General features: G+C 66.7%; 17 protein-coding genes and 1 pseudogene. 12 read left to right on the top strand and 6 right to left on the bottom strand.

Annotated elements, in window-relative coordinates; all coding sequences use genetic code 11:
- Positions 1 to 144 precede the first annotated feature (144 nt).
- The gene (locus VK682_RS22160) at positions 145 to 351 is read left to right on the top strand and encodes a SlyX family protein (RefSeq protein WP_089850854.1); all 207 of its coding nucleotides are present in this window, start codon (positions 145 to 147) and stop codon (positions 349 to 351) included.
- Between the two features lie 13 nt (positions 352 to 364).
- Here the strand turns inward: VK682_RS22160 and VK682_RS22165 are convergent, their stop codons facing one another.
- Together VK682_RS22165 and dnaE are read right to left on the bottom strand one after the other, a co-directional pair.
- The gene (locus VK682_RS22165) at positions 365 to 1,165 is read right to left on the bottom strand and encodes a hypothetical protein (protein WP_230797649.1); all 801 of its coding nucleotides are present in this window, start codon (positions 1,163 to 1,165) and stop codon (positions 365 to 367) included.
- 97 nt (positions 1,166 to 1,262) lie between these two features.
- Positions 1,263 to 4,760 carry a DNA polymerase III subunit alpha gene (dnaE, locus tag VK682_RS22170; protein WP_230797648.1) on the bottom strand — a complete coding sequence of 1,166 codons (3,498 nt, stop codon included), beginning with the start codon at positions 4,758 to 4,760 and terminating at the stop codon, positions 1,263 to 1,265.
- Between the two features lie 297 nt (positions 4,761 to 5,057).
- Between dnaE and xdhA the strand changes: the two genes are divergently transcribed.
- From xdhA to VK682_RS22210, 8 genes are all read left to right on the top strand, one after another.
- Positions 5,058 to 6,473 (top strand): xanthine dehydrogenase small subunit, encoded by a 1,416-nt coding sequence (xdhA, locus tag VK682_RS22175; RefSeq protein WP_230797647.1) that lies wholly within the window; start codon positions 5,058 to 5,060, stop codon positions 6,471 to 6,473.
- Positions 6,470 to 8,914 carry a xanthine dehydrogenase molybdopterin binding subunit gene (gene xdhB, locus VK682_RS22180; RefSeq protein WP_324782559.1) on the top strand — a complete coding sequence of 815 codons (2,445 nt, stop codon included), beginning with the start codon at positions 6,470 to 6,472 and terminating at the stop codon, positions 8,912 to 8,914. The genes xdhA and xdhB overlap by 4 nt, the downstream gene beginning before the upstream one ends.
- On the top strand, positions 8,904 to 9,842 hold the full coding sequence (xdhC, locus tag VK682_RS22185; protein ID WP_230797645.1) for a xanthine dehydrogenase accessory protein XdhC: 939 nt from the start codon (positions 8,904 to 8,906) through the stop codon (positions 9,840 to 9,842). The genes xdhB and xdhC overlap by 11 nt, the downstream gene beginning before the upstream one ends.
- Positions 9,809 to 11,332, top strand: coding sequence for an ABC transporter ATP-binding protein (locus tag VK682_RS22190; RefSeq protein ID WP_324782560.1), 1,524 nt, complete (start codon positions 9,809 to 9,811; stop codon positions 11,330 to 11,332). The genes xdhC and VK682_RS22190 overlap by 34 nt, the downstream gene beginning before the upstream one ends.
- Positions 11,333 to 11,419: 87 nt before the next feature.
- Complete coding sequence (locus VK682_RS22195) at positions 11,420 to 12,505, top strand: ABC transporter permease (RefSeq protein WP_230797643.1); 1,086 nt, start codon at positions 11,420 to 11,422, stop codon at positions 12,503 to 12,505.
- Positions 12,505 to 13,413 (top strand): ABC transporter permease, encoded by a 909-nt coding sequence (locus VK682_RS22200; RefSeq protein WP_230797642.1) that lies wholly within the window; start codon positions 12,505 to 12,507, stop codon positions 13,411 to 13,413. Before VK682_RS22195 ends, VK682_RS22200 begins: the two co-directional genes overlap by 1 nt.
- 37 nt (positions 13,414 to 13,450) lie before the next feature.
- Positions 13,451 to 14,527, top strand: a complete 1,077-nt coding sequence (locus VK682_RS22205) for a BMP family ABC transporter substrate-binding protein (protein ID WP_089850872.1) — start codon at positions 13,451 to 13,453, stop codon at positions 14,525 to 14,527.
- A gap of 72 nt (positions 14,528 to 14,599) precedes the next feature.
- Positions 14,600 to 15,094, top strand: coding sequence for a YdcF family protein (locus tag VK682_RS22210; RefSeq protein ID WP_324782561.1), 495 nt, complete (start codon positions 14,600 to 14,602; stop codon positions 15,092 to 15,094).
- Here the strand turns inward: VK682_RS22210 and VK682_RS22215 are convergent.
- Positions 15,091 to 15,522: a DUF1489 family protein gene (locus VK682_RS22215; RefSeq protein WP_230797640.1), complete on the bottom strand. Its 432-nt coding sequence runs from the start codon at positions 15,520 to 15,522 to the stop codon at positions 15,091 to 15,093. The genes VK682_RS22210 and VK682_RS22215 overlap by 4 nt on opposite strands.
- A 145-nt stretch (positions 15,523 to 15,667) precedes the next feature.
- On the opposite strand from VK682_RS22215, the gene VK682_RS22220 reads away from it, so the two are divergent.
- Complete coding sequence (locus VK682_RS22220) at positions 15,668 to 17,950, top strand: adenosylcobalamin-dependent ribonucleoside-diphosphate reductase (protein WP_089850878.1); 2,283 nt, start codon at positions 15,668 to 15,670, stop codon at positions 17,948 to 17,950.
- A gap of 202 nt (positions 17,951 to 18,152) precedes the next feature.
- Here VK682_RS22220 and VK682_RS22225 read toward each other — a convergent pair whose 3' ends face one another.
- On the bottom strand, positions 18,153 to 18,335 hold the full coding sequence (locus tag VK682_RS22225; RefSeq protein WP_023849950.1) for a type II toxin-antitoxin system RelB family anti-toxin: 183 nt from the start codon (positions 18,333 to 18,335) through the stop codon (positions 18,153 to 18,155).
- A 143-nt stretch (positions 18,336 to 18,478) separates the two neighbouring features.
- Between VK682_RS22225 and VK682_RS22230 the strand changes: the two genes are divergently transcribed.
- Together VK682_RS22230 and VK682_RS22235 are read left to right on the top strand one after the other, a co-directional pair.
- Entirely contained in the window at positions 18,479 to 18,868 is a 390-nt protein-coding gene (locus VK682_RS22230; RefSeq protein WP_230797638.1) for a hypothetical protein, read from the top strand.
- Between the two features lie 96 nt (positions 18,869 to 18,964).
- Positions 18,965 to 19,531, top strand: a complete 567-nt coding sequence (locus VK682_RS22235) for a metallophosphoesterase (RefSeq protein ID WP_230797637.1) — start codon at positions 18,965 to 18,967, stop codon at positions 19,529 to 19,531.
- Positions 19,532 to 19,656: 125 nt separating this feature from the next.
- Here VK682_RS22235 and VK682_RS22240 read toward each other — a convergent pair.
- Both VK682_RS22240 and tnpB read right to left on the bottom strand, forming a co-directional pair.
- A pseudogene (locus VK682_RS22240) lies at positions 19,657 to 20,870 on the bottom strand (IS66 family transposase).
- Positions 20,871 to 20,938: 68 nt separating this feature from the next.
- On the bottom strand, positions 20,939 to 21,123 hold a 185-nt coding region (gene tnpB / locus VK682_RS22245; RefSeq protein ID WP_324782562.1), incomplete at its 5' end, for an IS66 family insertion sequence element accessory protein TnpB.

The raw sequence follows: 21,123 nt of genomic DNA on the forward strand, positions 1-21,123 counted from the left end.
AAACTCCGGGGGGGAGGCCGCAGGCCGAGGGGGCAGAGCCCCCTCTCTCACGATTGCCGCCCGCGAAACCCGGGGGCACAGCCCCGCCCATGGACAACGCGCCCCACGCTCCCTATCTGGCAAGGCACAGCCAAGGAGGATCGCATGCCGACCGACATCGAAACGCTCGAGGAACGCATCGCCCATCTTCAGCGCGCGATGGACGACCTTTCGGACACCGTGGCCCGGCAGGACCGCGACATCGACCACCTGACCCGGCGTCTTGCCCTGCTCATCGAACGCGAGGCGGAACGATCTGCCGAAGGCTCGGGCGGGGTCATTCTCGGCGACGAGCGCCCGCCGCATTACTGACCCGCCTCAGCCCTCAGGGGGCGGCAAATTCCAGCAGCGCGCCGTCATGCAGCAGCATGTCGGCAGAGCGCGGGCTGCCAAGCGCGGGATAGACACTGACAAACACCGTATCCCGCGCCAGCCGGGGCAGGGCGCGGCCACAGGGCGCGTCGCCCGCCACCCGGCAGACCTGCGTCTTGACCGCCTCATAGGCGCGGTCCAGCGGGCCCTCGGGCAGGGTGGATCCGGCGGGGCCATAGCGCAGCCGCTCATGCAGTTCGGGATCGCCGAACATCGCCAGCGCCCCGGTCACCTGCCGCGCGCAGCCATCGTCAAACCCGGTGATCCAGAAGCTGCGGGGGGTGGTGCTGTCCGGTGCGCTGTCGCGCAGCGTATAGCCGCGCCCGGTCTCGGGGTAACGCGCCACCTCGGTGCCCAGCGCCGTTTCCGCCACGCCGCAAAGCCGCGCCACCTCGCCAAAGGGCAGCGTGGCGCCGGGGCCCACCTGCGCATAATCCGGGGCATCGGGGGCGGGGCCTGCCGCGGCGGCCTTGCGCCGGAAGAACCCCAGCAGCCCGCCGCGCGCAGGCGGGGCAAGCCGGTCACTGGCGGCGGACCCTGCGGCGGCGCCATCCTGCGCCACGGGGGCATCCGCCGTGGCGGTCCCGGCCAGAAACCCGCCCTCCGGCTGGCTCTCTGCCGGGTCGGGCAGGGCTGCTGCGCGTCCGGCCTCCGCCGCAAGCGGCACGTCCGACAGCGTGGGGGCGGCTGGCGCGCCGCGGTCACAGCCTGCAAGGCAGATCAAGGCTGTGGCTGTCAGAACCGCCCGTTGCACTGGCCTCTCCCGTGAATTGCTTCGGCATATTGGTAACCGCTGCCTTAACAGGACTCCAGCACTCAGCTTTGCGACCGGCGATATGTCGCGGCAGCGCTCAGAAATCCTCCACCGCCAGCACCCCGCCCAGCGACTTGACCGCGCCCTTGATTTCCGGCGTCACGGGGAAGTCCTGATGCAGATCCATCTCCACCTCGCCGGGCAGGCCGCTATCGGCCAGACACAGCCGGATCGGCCCGCGCCCGGCCTTGGGCATCTGGTCCGCCGCACGGCTCAGCACCGAGGCGATCTGGCTGATCGCCGCAGCACCTTCCACCCAGATCTTCAGCCCCGTGGCCCCGGCGCCTGCCACCATCTGTTCCACCGGCCCGATAGAGCGGGCCAGCAGCTTCAGCTGGTCGGCCTCCATCGTCGCCTCGACGGTGACCACCACCTTGGCGCCGGTTTCCAGAAACTCGCGGCTTTTCTCCAGCGTCTCGGAAAAGATCGTGACCTCATAGGCGCCGGTGGGGTCAGAGAGCTGCGCAAAGGCAAAGCGGTTGCCCTTGGCGGATTTGCGTTCCTGCCGCCCGGCGACCACGCCTGCCAGCTTGGCGATGCAGGGACCGCCACGCGCCTTGTTGGTGGCCTCTTCCAGCGTCATCACGTCGCGCCGTTTCAGCGCGGGCATGTAATCGTCAAGCGGATGGCCCGACAGGTAAAAGCCGATGGCCTTGAATTCCTCTGACAGCCGTTCGGCGGGCAGCCAGTCCGGCACCGGCGACAGGCGCGGCTCCGGCAGATCGTCCCCCGCCTCGCCGAACAGCGACACCTGCGCGCTGGCCTTCTGGTCATGGATCGCCGCCGAATAGGCCACCAGCGCGTCCAGACTGTCGAACACCCGGCGGCGGTTGCGGTCCAGCGCGTCGAAGGCCCCGGCGCGGGCCATCATCTCCAGCGGGCGCTTGCCCACCCGTTTCAGATCGACCCGCCGCGCCAGATCAAAAAGCGTGGCAAAGGGCCGGTCGCCGCGCCCTTCCACCACCAGCCGCATCGCATCAAGGCCAACATTCTTGAGCGCGCCCAGAGCATAGACCAGCTCGCCCGCCACCACGTCGAACGCGGCCTGAGACCGGTTCACGCAGGGCGGCACATAGGGCAGCTTCAGCCCGTTCTTCAGTTCGTCGAAATAGACGGCCAGCTTGTCGGTCAGATGGATGTCGCAGTTCATGACGCCTGCCATGAACTCCACCGGGTGATTGGCCTTCAGCCACGCGGTCTGGTAGCTGACCACCGCATAGGCGGCGGCGTGGGATTTGTTGAAGCCGTAATTGGCGAACTTCTCCAGAAGGTCGAACACCTCGGAGGCTTTTTTCTTGTCGACGCCATTCTCCGCCGCGCCCTTTTCGAATTTGGGGCGTTCGGCGTCCATCGCCTCCTTGATCTTCTTGCCCATGGCGCGGCGCAGCAGGTCGGCGCCGCCAAGGCTGTAGCCGGCCATGACCTGCGCGATCTGCATCACCTGTTCCTGATAGACGATGATGCCCTGCGTTTCGGCAAGGATATGGTCGATCGACGGATGCACCGAACTGATCGGGCGCAGGCCGTTCTTCACCTCGCAATAGACGGGGATGTTTTCCATCGGGCCGGGACGATACAGCGCCACCAGCGCCACGATGTCCTCGATACAGGTGGGCTTCATGCGCTTGAGCGCATCCATCATGCCCGAGCTTTCCACCTGAAACACCGCCACCGTCTTGGCGTCGGAATAAAGCTTGTAGGTCCGCTCATCCTCCAGCGGGATGAGGTTCATCTGGTTTTCGGCGCCGGGAGCAGGCTCGTAAAGCTCGGTGCCATCGGCGGCCACATGCAGCGGGCGCCCGGATTTCAGGATCAGATCGACGGCGTTCTGGATCACCGTCAGCGTCTTCAGCCCGAGGAAGTCGAACTTCACCAGCCCGGCCTGTTCCACCCATTTCATGTTGAACTGGGTGGCGGGCATGTCCGATCGCGGATCCTGATACAGCGGCACCAGCGCATCCAGAGGCCGGTCGCCGATCACCACCCCCGCCGCGTGGGTGGAGGCGTTGCGCAACAGCCCCTCCACCTGCATGCCATAGGTCAGCAGCCGGTCCACCACCTCTTCGTTGCGGGCCTCTTCGCGCAGGCGCGGCTCGTCCTTCAGCGCCTTTTCGATGGAGACGGGCTTGACCCCCTCCACCGGGATCATCTTGGACAGGCGGTCCACCTGACCATAGGGCATCTGCAGCACCCGGCCCACGTCGCGCACCGCCGCCTTGGACAAGAGCGCGCCGAAGGTGATGATCTGCCCCACCTTGTCGCGGCCATAGCGGTCCTGCACATAGCGGATCACCTCCTCGCGGCGGTCCATGCAGAAGTCGATGTCGAAGTCGGGCATCGACACCCGTTCCGGGTTCAGGAAGCGTTCGAACAGCAGCGAATAGCGCAAAGGGTCAAGGTCGGTGATGGTCAGCGCATAGGCAACAAGGCTGCCCGCCCCCGAGCCGCGTCCCGGCCCCACCGGGATGTCGTGATCCTTGGCCCATTTGATGAAATCGGCCACGATCAGGAAATAGCCGGGAAAGCCCATGCCCTCGATGATGCCCAGTTCGAAATCCAGCCGCTCCTGATATTCCTCGGGGCTGACCGCATGCGGGATCACCGCCAGCCGGGCGCGCAGCCCCTCATTGGCCTGACGGCGCAGTTCCTGCACCTCGTCATCGGCAAAGCGCGGCAGGATCGGATCGCGCCTGTAGGCCATGAAGGCGCAGCGGCGGGCGATTTCCACCGTGTTCTCCAAAGCCTCGGGCAGATCGGCGAACAGCGTCGCCATCTCCTGCGGCGTCTTGAGGTAATGCTGCGGCGTCAGGCGGCGGCGCGGCTCCTGCTGGTCGACATAGGCGCTTTCGGCGATGCAGATCAGCGCGTCATGCGCCTCATACATGTCGGGCTTGGGGAAATAGACATCGTTGGTCGCGACCAGCGGCAGACCCATCTCATAGGCCAGTTCCACATGGCCACGTTCCGACAGCCGTTCCGGCCCGGGCAGCCCGTCCTCGCCGGGATGGCGCTGCAGTTCCACATAAAGCCGGTCGCCATAGATGCCGTGCAGCCGGGTCAGCAGCACCTGCGCCGCGCCGCGATGGTTGTCGCGCAAGAGCCGCCCCACCGGCCCGTCCGGCCCGCCCGTCAGGCAGATCAGCCCGGCGCCATGGGTCTCCAGCTCCTCCAGCGTCACATGCGGCAGCTGCCCGTCGCCGCGCAGATAAAGGCAGGAGTTGAGCTTCATCAGGTTTTCATACCCGGTCTCGCTCTGCGCCAGCAGCACGACCGGGGCGGGCGGCTTGGGCCGGTCGCCGGGGGCGGGCTCCACATACAGCAGATCCAGCTGGCAGCCGATGATGGGCTGCACCCCCGCACCGCTGGCGGTCACGGAAAATTCCAGCGCCGCAAACAGGTTGTTGGTGTCCGTCACCGCCACGGCGGGCATGCCCATGGTCTCGCAGAGACCGGGCAGCTTCTTCAGGCGCACGGCGCCTTCCAGCAGCGAATATTCGGTGTGAAGGCGGAGATGGATGAATCGGGGCTCGGTCATGTCCGCACATTAGGCGCTTCGGCGGGCCACAGGAAGGGCGGGCGGACCCGCTGTCCTACGCCCTGCGGCAAAGCGCTGCCGCGCCCGCGGGAGCGGCCCGCGCGGGGCCCCGGAGACGGGCCGCCGCAATGCCGGGCAGCCTGCGGCGGACTGCCCGAGTTTCAGGCAGTTTTCCCTTGCCAAGACCGGAATCCCGCGCCTAGCCTCAGGGGTGCAACAGGTCAGGTCCGCGCGCCCTCTACGCCGCATCGGGGGCGCGCAGTTCGGGGACTTTAGGTAAGGCGGCAGGTCATCAGCATGGATATTTCCTTCCTTCTCAACGGAGAAAGGGTCGCGCTGCGGGATGTTCCCGCAACCCGCACCGCGCTTGACTGGCTGCGCGAGGATCGCGGCCTGCGCGGCACCAAGGAGGGCTGCAACGAAGGTGATTGCGGCGCCTGCACGGTCATGGTCACCGATGCCCATGGATCGCGGGCGGTCAATGCCTGCATCCTGCTGCTGCCGCAGTTGCAGGGCAAGGCGCTGCGCACCGTCGAAGGCATCGCCGGGCCCAAGGGGCAGCTGCATCCCGTGCAGCAGGCGATGGTGGATCACCACGGCTCGCAATGCGGCTTCTGCACGCCGGGCTTCATCGTCTCCATGGCCACGGCGCATCTGAACGGCGAGACCGGCCATGACGACGCGCTGGCCGGAAACCTGTGCCGCTGCACCGGCTATGCGCCGATCATCCGCGCCGCCGAAGCCGCAGCCGGGGCTCCGGTGCCGGACTGGATGCAGGCGGATCGCACCTTCTTCTTGGCGGAAATATCCTCGGGGGGGCGCGCCGCAGGCGCGTGGGGGGCAGACAGCCCCCCTGACACCGCCCATGCCCCCGAAACTGCCGCAGAACTGGCGCAGCTTCTGGCAGAGCATCCGGAGGCCACGCTGGTGGCGGGGGCCACCGATGTCGGGCTCTGGGTGACGAAACAGCTGCGCGAGCCCGCGCCCATGATCTTTCTCAACCGCTGCGCGGATCTGCAGCAGATCGAGGTGACCCCCGATCATCTGCGCATCGGCGCCGGGGTGACCATGGACCGGGTGCTGGATCTGATGCGGGAGCATTTCCCCTCCTATGCCGAGATGCTGCGCCGCTACGGCTCGGCGCAGGTGCGGGCGGCGGCGACGATCGGCGGTAACATCGCCAATGGCTCGCCCATCGGGGACAATCCGCCGCCGCTGATCGCGCTGGGCGCCGTGCTGCATCTGCGCTCCGCGCAGGGACGCCGCAGCCTGCCGCTGGAGGCGTTCTTCGTGGACTATGGCCGTCAGGACCGCGCGCCCGGCGAATTTGTCGAGGCGGTGGAGATCCCGCGCCAGCCCGACCGGCTGCGCGTCTACAAGCTGTCCAAGCGGTTCGATCAGGACATCTCTGCGGTCTGCGGCGCCTTTGTCATCCGCGTCGAGGCGGGGCGGGTGGCCGAGGCCCGCCTTGCCTTTGGCGGCATGGCGGGCATTCCCAGACGCGCGACGCATGTGGAGGCGGCGCTGCGGGGCTGCGCCTGGACCGACGAGGCGCTGATCACCGCATGGGACGCGTGGGAGCAGGATTTTGCCCCGCTGTCGGACATGCGCGCCAGCGCCGAGTATCGGCTGACGGCGGCGCGCAACATGCTGACCCGCTATCTGCTGGAGGATCTGGGCGGGCTGACCGACGTGCGGAAGGTGCGGGCATGAGCGGGACACATGACGTGGCACATCTGGCGCTGCCGCATGATGCGGCGACCCTGCATGTGACCGGCAAGGCGCGCTACGTCGATGACATTCCCGCGCCCGCCGACTGCCTGCATCTGGCCTTTGGCCTGTCGCAGATCGCCCATGGCCGCATCGCGGCGCTGGATCTGGCGGCGGTGCGCGCCGCCCCCGGCGTGGTGGGCGTGTGGGAAGCCAAGGATCTGCCCTCGGACTGCGACTGTTCGCCGTCGAACCATGACGAGCCGCTGCTGTCGGGCGCCACGATCCGCTATCTGGGCCAGCCGGTGTTTCTGGTGGCGGCGACCAGCCATCTGGCGGCGCGGCGCGCGGCGCGGCTGGCGCAGATCACATGGCAGGAGCGCGACCCGGTGCTGAGCCTGCAGGAGGCGCTGGAGGTGGATGCGCGTTTCGAGGAGGGGCCGCGCATCTGGCAGGCGGGCGATGTGGGCGCGGCGCTGGACGCGGCCCCCATGGTGCTGGACGGCTCCCTCACCATGGGCGGGCAGGAGCATTTCTATCTGGAAGGTCAGGCGGCGCTGGTGCTGCCGCAGGACAATGGCGATCTGGTGGTGATGAGTTCCACCCAGCATCCGACCGAGATTCAGCACAAGGTCGCCCATGCCCTGCATCTGCCCATGCATGCGGTGCGGGTGGAGACGCGGCGCATGGGCGGCGGCTTTGGCGGCAAGGAAAGTCAGGGCAACGCGCTGGCCGTGGCCTGTGCGGTGGTGGCGCAGGTCTTGGGGCGGCCGGCCAAGATGCGCTATGACCGCGACGACGACATGATGATCACCGGCAAGCGCCACGATTTCCGCATCGATTACAGCGTGGGTTTTGATGCCGAGGGGCGGATTCTCGCGGTGGATTTTGTGCATTACGTGCGCTGCGGCTGGTCGCAGGATCTGTCGCTGCCGGTGGCGGACCGCGCGATGCTGCATGCCGACAATGCCTATCACATCCCGGCGCTGCGGGTGGAAAGCCACCGGCTGCGCACCAACACGCAGAGTGCAACCGCCTTTCGCGGCTTTGGCGGCCCGCAGGGGATGCTGGGGATCGAGCGGGTGATGGATCACGTGGCGCATCATCTTGCGCTTGACCCGCTGGAGTTGCGGCGGCGGAATTTCTATGCGGATGGCGGGGCAGGGGGGCTGTCTGCCCCCCATGCGCCTGCGGCGCCTCCCCCCGAGGATATTTCCAGCCAATGGAAACCTGACGAGGATCTGGCTTCCCGGGGGGCGGTGCCTGCGGGCGGGCCGGAGGTGGCGCCGGTCTCTCCTGCGCCCGGACCGCAGAGCACCCATTACGGGCAGGTGGTGGAGGATTTTGTGCTGAACGCGCTGACGGCGCGGCTGGCGCAGACCTGCGATTACGCGGCGCGGCGCAGTGCGGTGGCAGACTGGAACGAGGCCAACCCGGTGCTGAAGCGCGGCATCGCGCTGAGTCCGGTGAAATTCGGCATTTCCTTCACGCTGACCCATCTCAATCAGGCGGGCGCGCTGGTGCATGTCTATCAGGACGGGTCGATCCAGCTCAATCACGGCGGCACCGAGATGGGGCAGGGGCTTTATCAGAAGGTGGCGCAGGTGGCGGCGCGGGTCTTTGGCGTGCCGGTGGGGCTGGTGCGGCTGACGGCGACGGATACCGGCAAGGTGCCCAACACCTCGGCCACGGCGGCCTCTTCGGGGTCGGATCTGAACGGCATGGCGGTCAAGGCCGCCTGCGACACCATCCGCGACCGGATGGCCGCGCATCTGGCGGCGCTGCATCAGGTGCCGCCGCAGAGCGTGGTCTTCGCCGAAGGCGGGGTGACGGTGGGCGAGACGCGGCTTGGCTTCGCCGAGGCGGCGGCGCTGTGCTATCAGGGGCGGGTGTCGCTGTCGGCGACCGGGTTCTACCGGACGCCGAAGCTCGACTGGGACCGGCTGCGCGGTCAGGGGCGTCCGTTCTTCTATTTCGCCTATGGTGCGGCCTGCACCGAGGTGGTGGTGGACACGCTGACCGGCGAATACCGCATCCTGCGCGCCGACATCCTGCAGGATTGCGGCGCCTCGCTGAACCCGGCGCTGGATCTGGGCCAGATCGAAGGCGGCTATGTGCAGGGGGCAGGCTGGCTGACCACCGAGGAGCTGGTCTGGGACGAACGGGGGCGGCTGCGCACCCATGCGCCCTCCACCTACAAGATTCCCGCCTGTTCCGACCGGCCGGAGGTGTTCAACGTGGCGCTCTGGGACGGGCGCAACGTGGAGGAGACCATCTATCGGTCAAAAGCGGTGGGAGAGCCGCCCTTCATGCTGGGCATCTCGGCCTTTCTGGCGCTGTCGGATGCGGTGGCCGCCTGCGGATCGGGTTACCCGGCGCTGGACGCGCCCGCCACGCCGGAGCGGGTGCTGGCGGCGATCCGGAGGATGCAGGGTGAGCTTTGATCTGGCGGCGCTGCGCGCGGCGGTTTCGGCCCATGGCCGGGTGGCGCGGGTCGTGGTGGCCGAGGTCATGGGCTCCGCCCCGCGCGAGGTCGGGGCCGCGATGCTGGTCTGGCCCGGCGGGCAGGCGGGCACCATCGGCGGCGGCGCGCTGGAACTGATGGCCAGCCGTGAGGCGCTGGAGCGGCCCGGGCTGCGCCGCCACGCGCTGGGGCCGGGGCTGGGCCAGTGCTGCGGCGGGGCGGTGGTGCTGCTGACCGAGATCCATGACGCGGCATCTGTCGCCGCGCTGGAGGGGCAGGAGGTGATCGCCCGTGGCCCCGGTGACATGCCGCTGGCGGTGCGCCGCGTGCTGGATCAGGCGCGCGGGCGCGGCATGCCGCCCGCGCCACGGCTGGTGCAGGGCTGGATGGTGGAGCCGGTGCAGCCCCCCCGCGATCCGGTCTGGATCTGGGGGGCGGGCCATGTGGGCCGGGCGCTGGTGGCGGTGCTGGCGCCGCTGCCGGATCTGGCGCTGAGCTGGGTCGATACCGGGCCGGAGCGGTTTCCCGACGTGGTGCCCGAGGATGTGACCGTGCTGCCCGCCGCCGATCCGCTGCGGCTGGTGCCGCATGCGCCGCCGCAGGCCGCGCATCTGGTGCTGACCTACAGCCACGAGCTGGATCTGCAGATCTGTCACGCGCTGCTGGGCCATGGCTTCGGCTTTGCCGGGCTGATCGGATCGGACAGCAAATGGGCCCGGTTTCGCAGCAGGCTGCGGGCGCTGGGCCATGCGGACGCGCAGATTTCGCGCATCTGCTGCCCGATTGGGCAAAAATCCTTTGGGAAACATCCGCAGGCGATTGCCATCGGGGTGGCAGCCCAGCTAGTCAGGCGGCAAAAAGGGGAAGGTTTGGATTGGGCGACACACTCCTCAGCATCCGGGGTCTGACCAAGGCCTATCCCGGCGTCGTGGCCAATGACGATGTCAGCTTCGACATCGGGCAGGGCGAGATCCATGCGCTGCTTGGCGAAAACGGCGCGGGCAAGTCCACGCTGGTCAAGATGATCTTCGGGCTGGTCAAGCCGGACCGGGGCGAGATGCTGCTGGAGGGCGCGGGCTATGCCCCCGGCCAGCCCTCCGAGGCGCGGCGGTCCGGCGTGGCCATGGTGTTCCAGCATTTTTCGCTGTTCGACGCGCTGAGCGTGGCCGAGAACGTGGCGCTGGGCATGGAAAACCCGCCCGCGTCGCGCGATCTGGCGCGGCAGATCCGCGAGGTGTCGGAAACCTATGGCCTGCCGCTGGATCCGGGCCGCACCGTGGGCACGCTGTCGGCGGGGGAACGCCAGCGGGTGGAGATCATCCGCTGCCTGCTGCAGGACCCGCGCCTGCTGATCATGGACGAACCGACCTCGGTGCTGACCCCGCAGGAGGTGGAGATCCTGTTCCAGACCCTGCGCAAGCTGAAAGCGGAAGGCACCTCGATCCTCTACATCTCGCACAAGCTCGAAGAAATCCGCGCGCTGTGTGATGCCGCGACCATCCTGCGGCTGGGGCGCAGGGTCGGCACCTGCATCCCGCGCGAGGTGACGGCGCGGCAGATGGCGGAGATGATGGTGGGCGCAAGCTTTGCCACGCCGGAACCGCGCGGCGGCGTCAAGGGCGAGGTGCTGCTGGCCGTGGCCGGGCTGTCGCTGCCCGCGCCGGGGGCGTTCGGCACGCCGCTGCGCGACATCCACATGGAGGTGCGGCGCGGCGAGGTGCTGAGCATCGGTGGGGTGGCGGGCAACGGGCAGGACGAGCTGCTGATGGCGCTGTCCGGAGAGCGGCTGGCGCCTGCGGGCACGATCCGGTTCAAGGGCACGGATGTCAGCCGGTCCGGCCCGGTGGAGCGCCGTGCCGCGGGCCTGCTCTCCGGCCCCGAGGAACGGCTGGGCCATGCGGCGGCCCCGAACATGAGCCTGACCGAAAACGCGGTGCTGACCGCGGCGCGGCGGCAGGGCCTCGTGCGGCATGGCCTGATCGACTGGGGCCGCGCTGCGGGCTTTGCCGAAGAGGTCATCGCGCGGTTCGACGTGCGCACGCCGGGGCCGGGCACGGCGGCGCGGGCGCTGTCGGGCGGCAACCTGCAGAAATTTGTCGTGGGGCGGGAGATTCTGCAGAACCCCGACCTTTTTGTGGTGAACCAGCCGACTTGGGGCGTGGATGCGGCGGCGGCGGCGGCGATCCGGCAGGCGCTGCTGGATCTGGCGGCGCAGGGGGCGGCGATCATCGTCATCAGTCAGGATCTGGACGAGCTTATGGAAATTTCGGACCGGTTTGCGGCGCTGAACGAGGGGCGGCTGTCCGCCGCGCGGGCGGTGGCCGATCTGGATATGGAAAAGATCGGTCTGATGATGGGCGGGGCCCATGACATGGAGGTGGCGCATGTCGAGGGGTAAGGCGCGCTTGAAAATTTTCGTACGAAAATTTTCAAGCTGCGAGATTTTTCGGACGAAAAATCTCGCGACATCGGCGGAGCTGGGCGCATGATCCGGCTGGAGCGCAGGCTTGAGCCGTCGCGGCTCTGGACCGTGCTGACCCCGCTGCTGGCGGTGGCGCTGACCATGCTGGCAGGCGGGCTGATGTTCGCGCTGCTGGGCAAGCCGCCGCTGGAGGCGATCCGCACCATTTTCTGGGATCCGCTGTTCCATCCGCAGTTCGCGTCCTATTCGCGACCGCAGCTTCTGGTGAAGGCTGGGCCGCTGATCCTGATCGCCATTGGTCTCTCGGTCGGGTTTCGCGCCGGGATCTGGAACATCGGCGCCGAAGGGCAGTATATCATGGGCGCCGTCTGCGGCGCGGCGGTGGGGCTGGCCTTCTACCCCTCCGACTCGGCGCTGCTCTTCCCGCTGATGGTGGTGGCGGGGGGGCTTGGCGGCTGGGCCTGGGCGATGATCCCGGCACTGCTGAAGACCCGCTTTGGCACCAACGAGATCCTCGTATCGCTGATGCTGGTCTATGTGGCGCAGAACATCCTCGCCTCGGCCTCGTCGAGCTGGCTGCGCAGTCCCGAGGGCATGGGCTTTCCCGGCTCGCGCAATTTCAAGCAGTGGCCGGCGGTGCATAATGCCGAACTGCTGCCGGATACCGGGATGCACTGGGGGGTGGTCGCGGCGCTGATCGCCGTGATCGCGGCCTATGTGCTGCTGGCGCGGCACATTCAGGGCTTCAACATCCGGCTGACCGGCGAGGCGCCGCGGGCGGCGCGGTTTGCCGGGGTCAGCCCCGCGCGGATCATCGTGCTGTGCCTTGGCATTTCCGGCACGCTGGCGGGGCTTGCCGGTCTTTTCGAGGTGACGGGCCCCGCCGGGCAGGTCACCATCGATTTCAACTCCGGCTATGGTTTCACCGCCATCATCGTGGCCTTTCTGGGCCGCCTGCATCCGGTGGGGATCCTGCTGGCGGGGCTGCTCATGGCGCTGACCTATATCGGCGGCGAGCTGGCGCAGCTGATGCTGGGCCTGCCCGGCGCGTCGATCCAGCTCTTTCAGGGCATGCTGCTGTTCTTCCTGCTGGCCACCGACGTTTTCACCAATTACCGCATCCGCCTGTCCCGCAGAGAGGTCGCCTGATGGATCCCGTGCTGCTTGTCGCCTCGATCATGGTTTCGGCCACGCCGATCCTGCTGGCCGCTCTGGGCGAGATGGTCGTGGAAAAGGCGGGCGTGCTGAACCTTGGCGTCGAGGGCATGATGATCACCGGCGCGGTGATGGGCTTTGCCGTGGCGGTGGGCAGCGGCTCGCCGCTTCTGGGCTTTGCCGGGGCGGCGCTGGCCGGGGCGGTGCTGTCGCTGAGTTTCGGCCTGCTCACCCAGTATCTGCTGTCCAATCAGGTGGCGACGGGGCTGGGGCTGACGCTGGTGGGGCTGGGCCTTTCGGCGCTGATCGGGTCCAGCTTCGAAGGGCTGCGCGCGCCCTCGCTGCCCAAGCTTGACCTGCCGCTGCTGGGCGATCTGCCGGTGCTGGGGCCGATGCTGTTCCGGCATGACATCATGGTCTATGTCAGCCTTGCGCTGGTGGCGGCGGTCTGGGCCTTTCTGAAATTCACCCGCGCCGGGCTGATCCTGCGCGCGGTCGGCGAAAACCACGACAGCGCCCATGCGCTTGGCTACAGGGTGGTGCATGTGCGGCTGGCCGCCATCGCGTTCGGCGGGGCCTGCGCCGGTCTGGGCGGGGCCTATGTCAGCCTTGTGCGCGTGCCGCAATGGACCGAAGGCATGACGGCTGGTGCGGGCTGGATCGCGCTGGCCATCGTGGTCTTCGCCTCGTGGCGGGCCTTTGGCGTGCTGCTGGGGGCCTATCTTTTTGGCGGCGTCAGCGTGCTGCAGCTTAACCTGCAGGCGGCGGGCACCACGGTTCCGGTGGAGCTGTTGTCGATGTCGCCTTACCTGATAACGATCATCGTTCTGGTGATCATCTCGGCCCGCGGGGTGCATGGCGCACCCGGATCGCTGGGCCGTCCTTTCCACGCCGCGGCCTGAGACGCGCGCCCATCTTTGACGACAGGGAGACCAAGTCATGAAACGCAGAACCCTACTCGCCTCCGCCGCGCTGAGCCTTGCGCTGGCCAGTGGCGCGGCCTTTGCCCAAGGCGACACGCCCAAGGTGGCCTTCGTCTATGTGGGCCCGGTCAATGACGGCGGCTGGTCGCAGCACCACCACGAGGCCGCGATGAAGATGAAAGAGCATTTTGGCGATGCCATCGAGGTCATCGAACAGGAATCGGTGCCCGAAGGTGCGGATGCCGAACGCGTGCTGACCCAGATGGCGCTGTCGGGCGCCGACCTGATCTTCACCACGTCTTTCGGCTACATGGATCCCACCATCAACGTGGCGGCGAAATTCCCGGATGTGAAATTCGAGCACGCCACCGGCTACAAGACCGCGCCCAACGTGTCGGTCTATTCCGCGCGCTTCTACGAAGGCCGCGCCGTCACCGGCTATCTGGCCGGGGCGATGACCAAGACCAACAAGATCGGCTATATCGGGTCTTTCCCGATCCCCGAGGTGATCCGCGGCATCAACTCCACCTTCATCCACGCGCGCAAGGCGAACCCGGATGTGGAACTGTCGGTGGTGTGGATTTCCACATGGTTCGACCCCGCCAAGGAAGCCGATGCCACGCAGGCGCTGCTGGATCAGGGCGCCGATGTGGTGCTGGCGCATACCGATTCCACCGCCCCGCTGGCGGTGCTGCAGAAGGCAGGCGCCTATGGCTTCGGTCAGGCGGCGGACATGTATGAATATGCGCCCGAACCGCGCCTGTCGTCGATCATCGACGAATGGTCGCCCTATTACATCGAACGGGTGCAGGCGCTGATCGACGGCACCTGGGAAAGCACCAGCACCTGGGCCGGGATCGGCGACGGCATGGTGGGCATCGGCGAATTCACCGGCCCCATCCCCGAAGAGGCGCTGGCTGCCGCGACCAAGATGAAGGACGACATCGCCTCCGGCGCCTATCACCCCTTCACCGGCCCGCTGAACAAGCAGGACGGGTCGGCATGGCTGGCCGAAGGCGAAGTGGCCGATGACGGCACGCTGGCGGGGATGGATTTCTACGTCGAGGGTCTGACCACCGAAATCCCGAACTGAGCCTAGGCACCAGGTATCAGGGAACGCCGCCGGGGCGGGCTCCGGCGGCGTTCCGCATTTCAGGATGACAGGATGAGCAGGCAGGATCAGGGGCAGGGGCCCGCAGTGGCAGTGGTGCTGGGGGCGGCGGTCTGGCCGGGGGGCGTGGCCTCTCCCACGCTGGCGCGGCGCACGGATCACGCGATCCGGCTGTGGCGGGCCGGGGAGGTGCAGGTGATCCTTGGCTGTGGCGGCGTCGGGCGGCATGGCCCGGCAGAGGCCGAGGTGATCGCAGACCTGTGCCGCGCGGCGGGGGTGCCCGAGGCCGTGCTGCGGCAGGAAGCCGCCTCCACCAGCACCGAGGAGAACCTGCGCTTTGCCCGGCCGCTGCTGGCGCGGCTGGCGCCGTCGCGGGTGGTGATCGTCACGGACGGGTTCCATGCGCCGCGCGCGCGGCTGGTGGCGCGGCGGCTGGGGCTGCGGGTGGTCAGCGCCCCGGTGCACGCCCCGCTGACGCTGCGACGGATTCGCGCAGGCCTGCGCGAGATGCCCGCCTATCTTTGGACCGCGCTGCGGCTCTGGCGCTAGATCACGCCGATTTCCGCCAAGGCACCGGCAAGTTCGGGGGGCAGGGCATCCTCATGCGCGCGGTTTTTGGGCAGATCGCGCGGCGCGTCGGCGGGATCCAGATAGCGCCAGCCCTGAAACGGGCGCTTGGGCGTTGCCGTCACCCGGATCAGCCCCGGCTCCAGCACCAGCGCGCAGCGGTTGGTGCCATCCTCGCCCGTCACTCGGTTCAGCCCGACGATGGGCTGGCGGCACTGCACCAAGCCCTTGATCACCCAGAAGATCGACCCGCCAGCCAGCACCTCCGCCTCGCGCTTCGGCCACATGCGGGTGACATGGCGCGGGCAGCCGTCCCGGCCCCGCGCCGCCTGAGAGGCCTGCCACGCGGCCAGATCCTCGACGCTGTCGGTGCCGACGCTGAGCTTGATGAGATGCACCGTTTTTGTCACGCGACTCTCCCGTTGGATACGAAGATATGGTAGGCTTTTCCGGCGCGGCTGCAAGCTGTGGTGCGGTCACGGTGTGGCGACCCCCGTTGCGCCCCGCGCGTTCCGCCTGTAGTCAGACCTGCCCTTACCAAGGATTCCTGCTGCCATGACTCGCTTTGCCGCCCCCATTGCCGAACAGATCTGGGACATGAAATACCGCTTCAAGGATGCGGATGGCACGCCCATCGACAAGACCGTGGAGGACAGCTGGCGCCGCATCGCCCGCGCGCTGGCCGCGGTCGAGGACGAGCCCGATCTGTGGGAGCCGAAGTTCTACGCGGCGCTGGAGGATTTCAAATACCTGCCCGCCGGGCGGATCACCGCCGGCGCCGGCACCGCGCGCAGCGTGACGCTGTTCAACTGCTTCGTCATGGGCACCATCCCTGACAGCATGTCCGGCATTTTCGACATGCTGAAAGAGGCGGCGCTGACCATGCAGCAGGGCGGGGGGATCGGCTATGATTTCTCCACCATCCGGCCCAAGGGCGCGCCGGTGCGCGGCGTGGCTGCCGATGCCTCCGGCCCGCTGAGCTTCATGGATGTCTGGGACGCCATGTGCCGCACCATCATGTCCGCAGGCAGCCGCCGCGGCGCGATGATGGCCACGATGCGCTGCGACCATCCCGACATCGAACAGTTCATCGCCGCCAAATCCGACAGCGCCCGGCTGCGCATGTTCAACCTGTCGGTGCTGGTCACCGATCCGTTCATGGAAGCGGTGAAGGCGGATGCCTCGTGGGATCTGCAGTTCGGCGGCAAGGTCTACCAGACCGTGCAGGCCCGGGATCTGTGGAACCGCATCATGCAGGCCACCTATGATTACGCCGAACCGGGCGTGATCTTCATCGACCGCATCAATCAGGCCAACAATCTGGCCTATGTCGAGGAGATCGCCGCCACCAACCCCTGTGGCGAACAGCCGCTGCCGCCCTATGGCGCCTGCCTGCTGGGGTCGATCAACCTTGCGCGGCTGGTGAGCCAGCCTTTCGACGCGGGCGCCGAGATCGCCGAGGCCGATCTGGACGATCTGGTGGCCACCGCCGTGCGGATGATGGACAATGTGGTGGATGCCTCGCGCTTTCCGCTGCCCGCGCAGGCCGAAGAGGCGCAGAACAAGCGCCGCATCGGTCTGGGGGTGACCGGGCTGGCCGATGCGCTGCTGATGATGGGGCTGCGCTACGGCTCCGAGGAGGCGGCGCGTCAGACCGAGCGCTGGTTGCACCGCATCGCCCGCGCCGCCTATCTGGCCTCGGTGCAATTGGCGAAGGAAAAGGGCGCTTTCCCGCTGTTCGACGCGGACAAATACCTTGCCTCCGGCACCATGCGGGCCATGGATGACGACGTGCGCGAGGCCATCCGGGACCATGGCATCCGCAATGCGCTGCTGACCTCCATCGCGCCCACCGGCACGATTTCGCTTTATGCGGGCAACGTTTCTTCGGGGATCGAGCCGGTCTTTGCCTATGCCTATACCCGCAAGGTGCTGCAGAAGGATGGCAGCCGCACCGAAGAAGAGGTGGTCGATTACGCCGTGCAGATGTGGCGCGACCGCTTCGGCGATGGCGATCTGCCCGAGTATTTCGTGAACGCCCAGACCCTTGCGCCGCTGGAACATGTGCGGATGCAGGCGGCGGCGCAGAAATGGATCGACAGCTCCATCTCCAAGACCATCAACTGCCCCGAGGACATCTCCTTCGAGGCGTTCAAGTCGGTCTACATGGAAGCCTACGAGACCGGCTGCAAGGGCTGCACCACCTACCGGCCCAATGACGTGACCGGATCGGTGCTGAGCGTGTCCGAGACCACCGAAAAGACCCCCGCCGAGTCGCCGGAACTGGCGCAGGAGGCGGCAGGCGGCGACGTGATTTACATGTCCGAACCGCTGGACCGCCCGCAGGCGCTGGAAGGCCAGACCTACAAGCTGAAATGGCCGGACAGCGAGCATGCCATCTATCTGACCATCAACGACATCGTGGTGGGTGGGCATCGCCGCCCCTTCGAGGTCTTCATCAACTCCAAGAACATGGAGCATTACGCCTGGACCGTGGCGCTGACGCGGATGATCTCGGCAGTGTTCCGGCGCGGCGGCGACGTGAGCTTCGTGGTGGAAGAGCTGAAGGCGGTCTTCGATCCGCGCGGCGGCGCCTGGGTGCAGGGCAAATACATCCCCTCGATCCTCGCGGCGATCGGCGGCGTGATCGAGCATCACATGGTGGCAACGGGCTTTCTGGCGGGCGAAGGGCAGGGGCTGAAATCCGACCCGACGGCCAAGGTCGTGGGGCTTGACGCCCCACGCGGCAAAGCCTGCCCCAGCTGCGGCCAGTACGGCATGCGCATGGTCGAAGGCTGCATGACCTGCGGCAGCTGCGGCCATTCCAAGTGCGGATAAGCAGGGTCGTGGGGATGTTTGACCCACGTCTGAACTGACCCATAGTTTGCCCATTTGGTGCGGTTTGGTGTCCACTATCACCGCATAGATTGCCCACGGGCCGATGTCGGGCGCTGTTGATGTCAGTAGAAAAGCAACGGGCCTACCCGCAGAGGGTAGGCCCGTTTTCTTTTTATCTGGCTGATTTTGAGGGATAAAATTTCTAATCCCGGTGTGTCAGCAAGGTATGGGCCTCGACGCCGAGCCCCTTAGCGACACGGTAGAGGTTGTCGATCGAGATATTCTGTTCAGACCGCTCTACAGCACTCAAATAGGTCCTGTTGAGGCCCGCCTCCTCGGCAAGGCGTTCCTGAGACCACCCTTTCTCAGCACGAAGCAGCCGCATATTGCGGGCTAGTACGTCTCTCAGGGGGCTCTTGGGTGTCCGTTTCACCCCCGATGCTATTGGCGAATGTCGGTTTTAACTCTACCGGTTTTAAGAGACATTCCGGCGCCGGATCTGGACGCCGAAGCACAGGAGAGGCTGCAATGATCATCGACTTGGTAAAACTGGAGAAACTCGCGGAAGAGATGGAGGGCTATCCAGGACTTCATTTTGAGTACTGGTTGTCAGAAGCGGGTGGCAGCGGATGGATACAGTTGCTCCCAGGAAAGACGTTGGGGATCGAGGCCACAGATCTTCCGGAAGTCGTGTCGAACGTCATGAAATTTGCAGCCGAGCGGCTCGAAATGCCTGAAGATGTGCTGCGGGCCTGGGCGGAGCTGCAGATGGGCGGCGAGCTCCCGTGCGACGCTTTGACAAAAGCGGGAAAACCCTGTCGGAACTATGCTTTGCCGAAAGACGTCGCGCCAGACCCGAGAGAATTCGACCCCGCGGCAAAGGTCTACTGCAATGTTCACCGGCGACTGCATACTTAAAGGGCGAAGCGTGCGCAGGCGGGTCTGCATATGAGGAACGATTGTGTGCTTTGGAGCCTGCCAAGTTGGGTAGGAAGCAACGTCGAAAGGAGGGTTATGGCGATCTGGTACACGGCCGACACGCACTTCGGCCACGAGAACATTATCCGCTTCTGTAAGCGGCCATTCCGATCTGCCGGGCACATGGACGACATGCTGATCGCGAGCCTCTGGGAGAGTGTCGGGCCCGAGGATGACCTATGGATCCTGGGTGACTTTGCCTTCGGTGAACGAGCGAAGGATAGCGCTTATGTCGAGCGCATTTTTTTTCAATTGCCCGGCGCGCGCCAGCACCTTGTCGTCGGTAATCACGATCTTGCCGCGACGCTGGAGCTACCTTGGGATACAGTTAGGCACATGGTCGAGATCGAGGATGGCCGCGGGGTGCCCAACACACTTTGCCACTACCCGATGATCACTTGGAACCACGCCCGGCGCGGAGCGCTTCAACTCTTTGGCCACGTCCATAATCAATGGCAGGGTTCGCGCAACGCCGTGAACGTTGGCGTGGATCAGTGGAATTTCTGCCCCGTTCGAATAGCCGATATCGAACGCCGAGCCCGAAAGCTTGCGCCGAACAAACATTGGGGCGATGTGGAGCATGGGGCGGTTCTGGAGGACTAACGGTCTCGTAAGTTCGGTTTCACAAGAATCCCTCGCAGTACGCATTCTGCTGACGTTATGAAGACGAGGCACTGGCTTCAATCTGACGCGTTTGCCTGTGGGTTCGTAAGCGCTCAGTCGTATCCCTATGCGGCGAGGCTTGACGCGGTGGTGAAGTTCCACGGCATGAGCTCGTCGATGCGGCTCTTGGGATGCCCGTCGAGCAACGCACGCAGGGTGTCGGCGAGATAGCTGACCGGGTCGACATCGCTCATCTTGCAGTTGGCGATGAGGCTGGCGAGCATGGCCCAGTTCTCCGCCCCGACCTCGTGCCCGGCGAAGAGGGCGTTTTTCCGGGTCAACGCGATCTTCCGGATCTGGTTTTCGACGGGATTGGTGTCCAGTTCCAGACGGCCATCCTCGAGGAAGCGGGTGAGGCCCGGCCAGCGCGCCAGCGTGTAGCGGATGTCTTCGGCCAGTTTAGAGGATCGGGGAATGCGCGAGAGTTGTGCCTCGAGCCACGGCTTGAAGGCGGCGATGATGGGGGCCGAGAGGGCCTGTCGTGCCGCGAGGCGGACATCGGGCGCCACGCCGCGCACCGTCTTCTCGATGGCATAGAGTTCGGCGATCTGGCGCAGGGCTTCCTCGGCGATCGGCGATCCGTCCTTTTCCAGCCGCTTCACGAACCGCCGGCGCGCCCGACCCAGTTGCCGAGCGTGGCCCGGTCCAGCGTGATCCCCTGCCGGGTGTAGATCTCGGCCTGGCGATAGAACGGGAGATGGTCGCCGAACTTCGCCACCATGACCTGGGCGATCAGCGCCTCGGTGGGCAAGCCTCCGGGCACGACATGCTCCGGTGCATGGGCCTGGGCCACCGCGGCGGAGCAGCGCCGGCAGGCATATTTGGGGCGCCGCGTGACGAGCACGCGCAGTTGGGCGGGCACGACATCGAGACGTTCGGAGACGTCTTCGCCGATCCTGGCCATCTCACCGCACCCACAGGGACACAGCGTGCTCGCAGGCTCGATGACCCGCTCGATCCGGGGCAGATGCTTTGGAAGATGTCCACGGTTGCGGTTGGGGGTGCTGCGTTCGGTGGGGCTGTCGCTCTTCAGCGCCCGCCGCGCCCTCTCCTGCGCCGCCTCCAGGACGCCCTGCGCGACCTCGACATCCTCGAGCGGCAGGTTGAACTGCTCGGGGTCGAGCTTCTCCGACCGGGGGCCGAACTTCTCGCGGCGCAACTCGCCGACGATGCTCTCCAGCCGCCGCTGGGCCTCGACCGCATCCGCCAGCGCCGCCTCGGTTTCCGCGAGGCGAGCCTTCAGGCGAGCATTCTCTTCGGCCAGGGCAGTGTCGGTCATGACCGGGGCCTGGCACATGACCCCAGGCGCCGCCATCGCCAAAGAGCACCCGAGTCATTCAGCCGCAGCTATCCCGCCAGCTCAGGCCGCCGGACACGCTCGGGACGGACAAGCCGCCAGTCGAGGCCCTCGAACAGGGCGGCAAACTGGGCCGGAGACATCTTCATCACGCCATCCTGCACCCGAGGCCAGACGAACTTCGCCCCCTCGAGCCGCTTGTACCTTGCGAGAGAATGCAGCCGCACTCGACGCA

Source organism: Salipiger marinus (genome assembly GCF_035481585.1).
Classification (GTDB): domain Bacteria; phylum Pseudomonadota; class Alphaproteobacteria; order Rhodobacterales; family Rhodobacteraceae; genus Salipiger; species Salipiger marinus.

What these genes read in the sequence shown, in the direction of transcription:
- VK682_RS22235 (WP_230797637.1), top strand. Translation starts at nt 18,965, where the DNA reads ATGGCGATCTGGTACACGGCCGACACGCACTTCGGCCACGAGAACATT.
- xdhB (WP_324782559.1), top strand. Translation starts at nt 6,470, where the DNA reads ATGAGCGGGACACATGACGTGGCACATCTGGCGCTGCCGCATGATGCG.
- VK682_RS22200 (WP_230797642.1), top strand. Translation starts at nt 12,505, where the DNA reads ATGGATCCCGTGCTGCTTGTCGCCTCGATCATGGTTTCGGCCACGCCG.
- xdhA (WP_230797647.1), top strand. Translation starts at nt 5,058, where the DNA reads ATGGATATTTCCTTCCTTCTCAACGGAGAAAGGGTCGCGCTGCGGGAT.
- VK682_RS22160 (WP_089850854.1), top strand. Translation starts at nt 145, where the DNA reads ATGCCGACCGACATCGAAACGCTCGAGGAACGCATCGCCCATCTTCAG.
- VK682_RS22210 (WP_324782561.1), top strand. Translation starts at nt 14,600, where the DNA reads ATGAGCAGGCAGGATCAGGGGCAGGGGCCCGCAGTGGCAGTGGTGCTG.
- VK682_RS22230 (WP_230797638.1), top strand. Translation starts at nt 18,479, where the DNA reads ATGATCATCGACTTGGTAAAACTGGAGAAACTCGCGGAAGAGATGGAG.
- VK682_RS22220 (WP_089850878.1), top strand. Translation starts at nt 15,668, where the DNA reads ATGACTCGCTTTGCCGCCCCCATTGCCGAACAGATCTGGGACATGAAA.
- VK682_RS22205 (WP_089850872.1), top strand. Translation starts at nt 13,451, where the DNA reads ATGAAACGCAGAACCCTACTCGCCTCCGCCGCGCTGAGCCTTGCGCTG.
- VK682_RS22225 (WP_023849950.1), bottom strand. Translation starts at nt 18,335, where the DNA reads ATGCGGCTGCTTCGTGCTGAGAAAGGGTGGTCTCAGGAACGCCTTGCC.
- dnaE (WP_230797648.1), bottom strand. Translation starts at nt 4,760, where the DNA reads ATGACCGAGCCCCGATTCATCCATCTCCGCCTTCACACCGAATATTCG.
- VK682_RS22195 (WP_230797643.1), top strand. Translation starts at nt 11,420, where the DNA reads ATGATCCGGCTGGAGCGCAGGCTTGAGCCGTCGCGGCTCTGGACCGTG.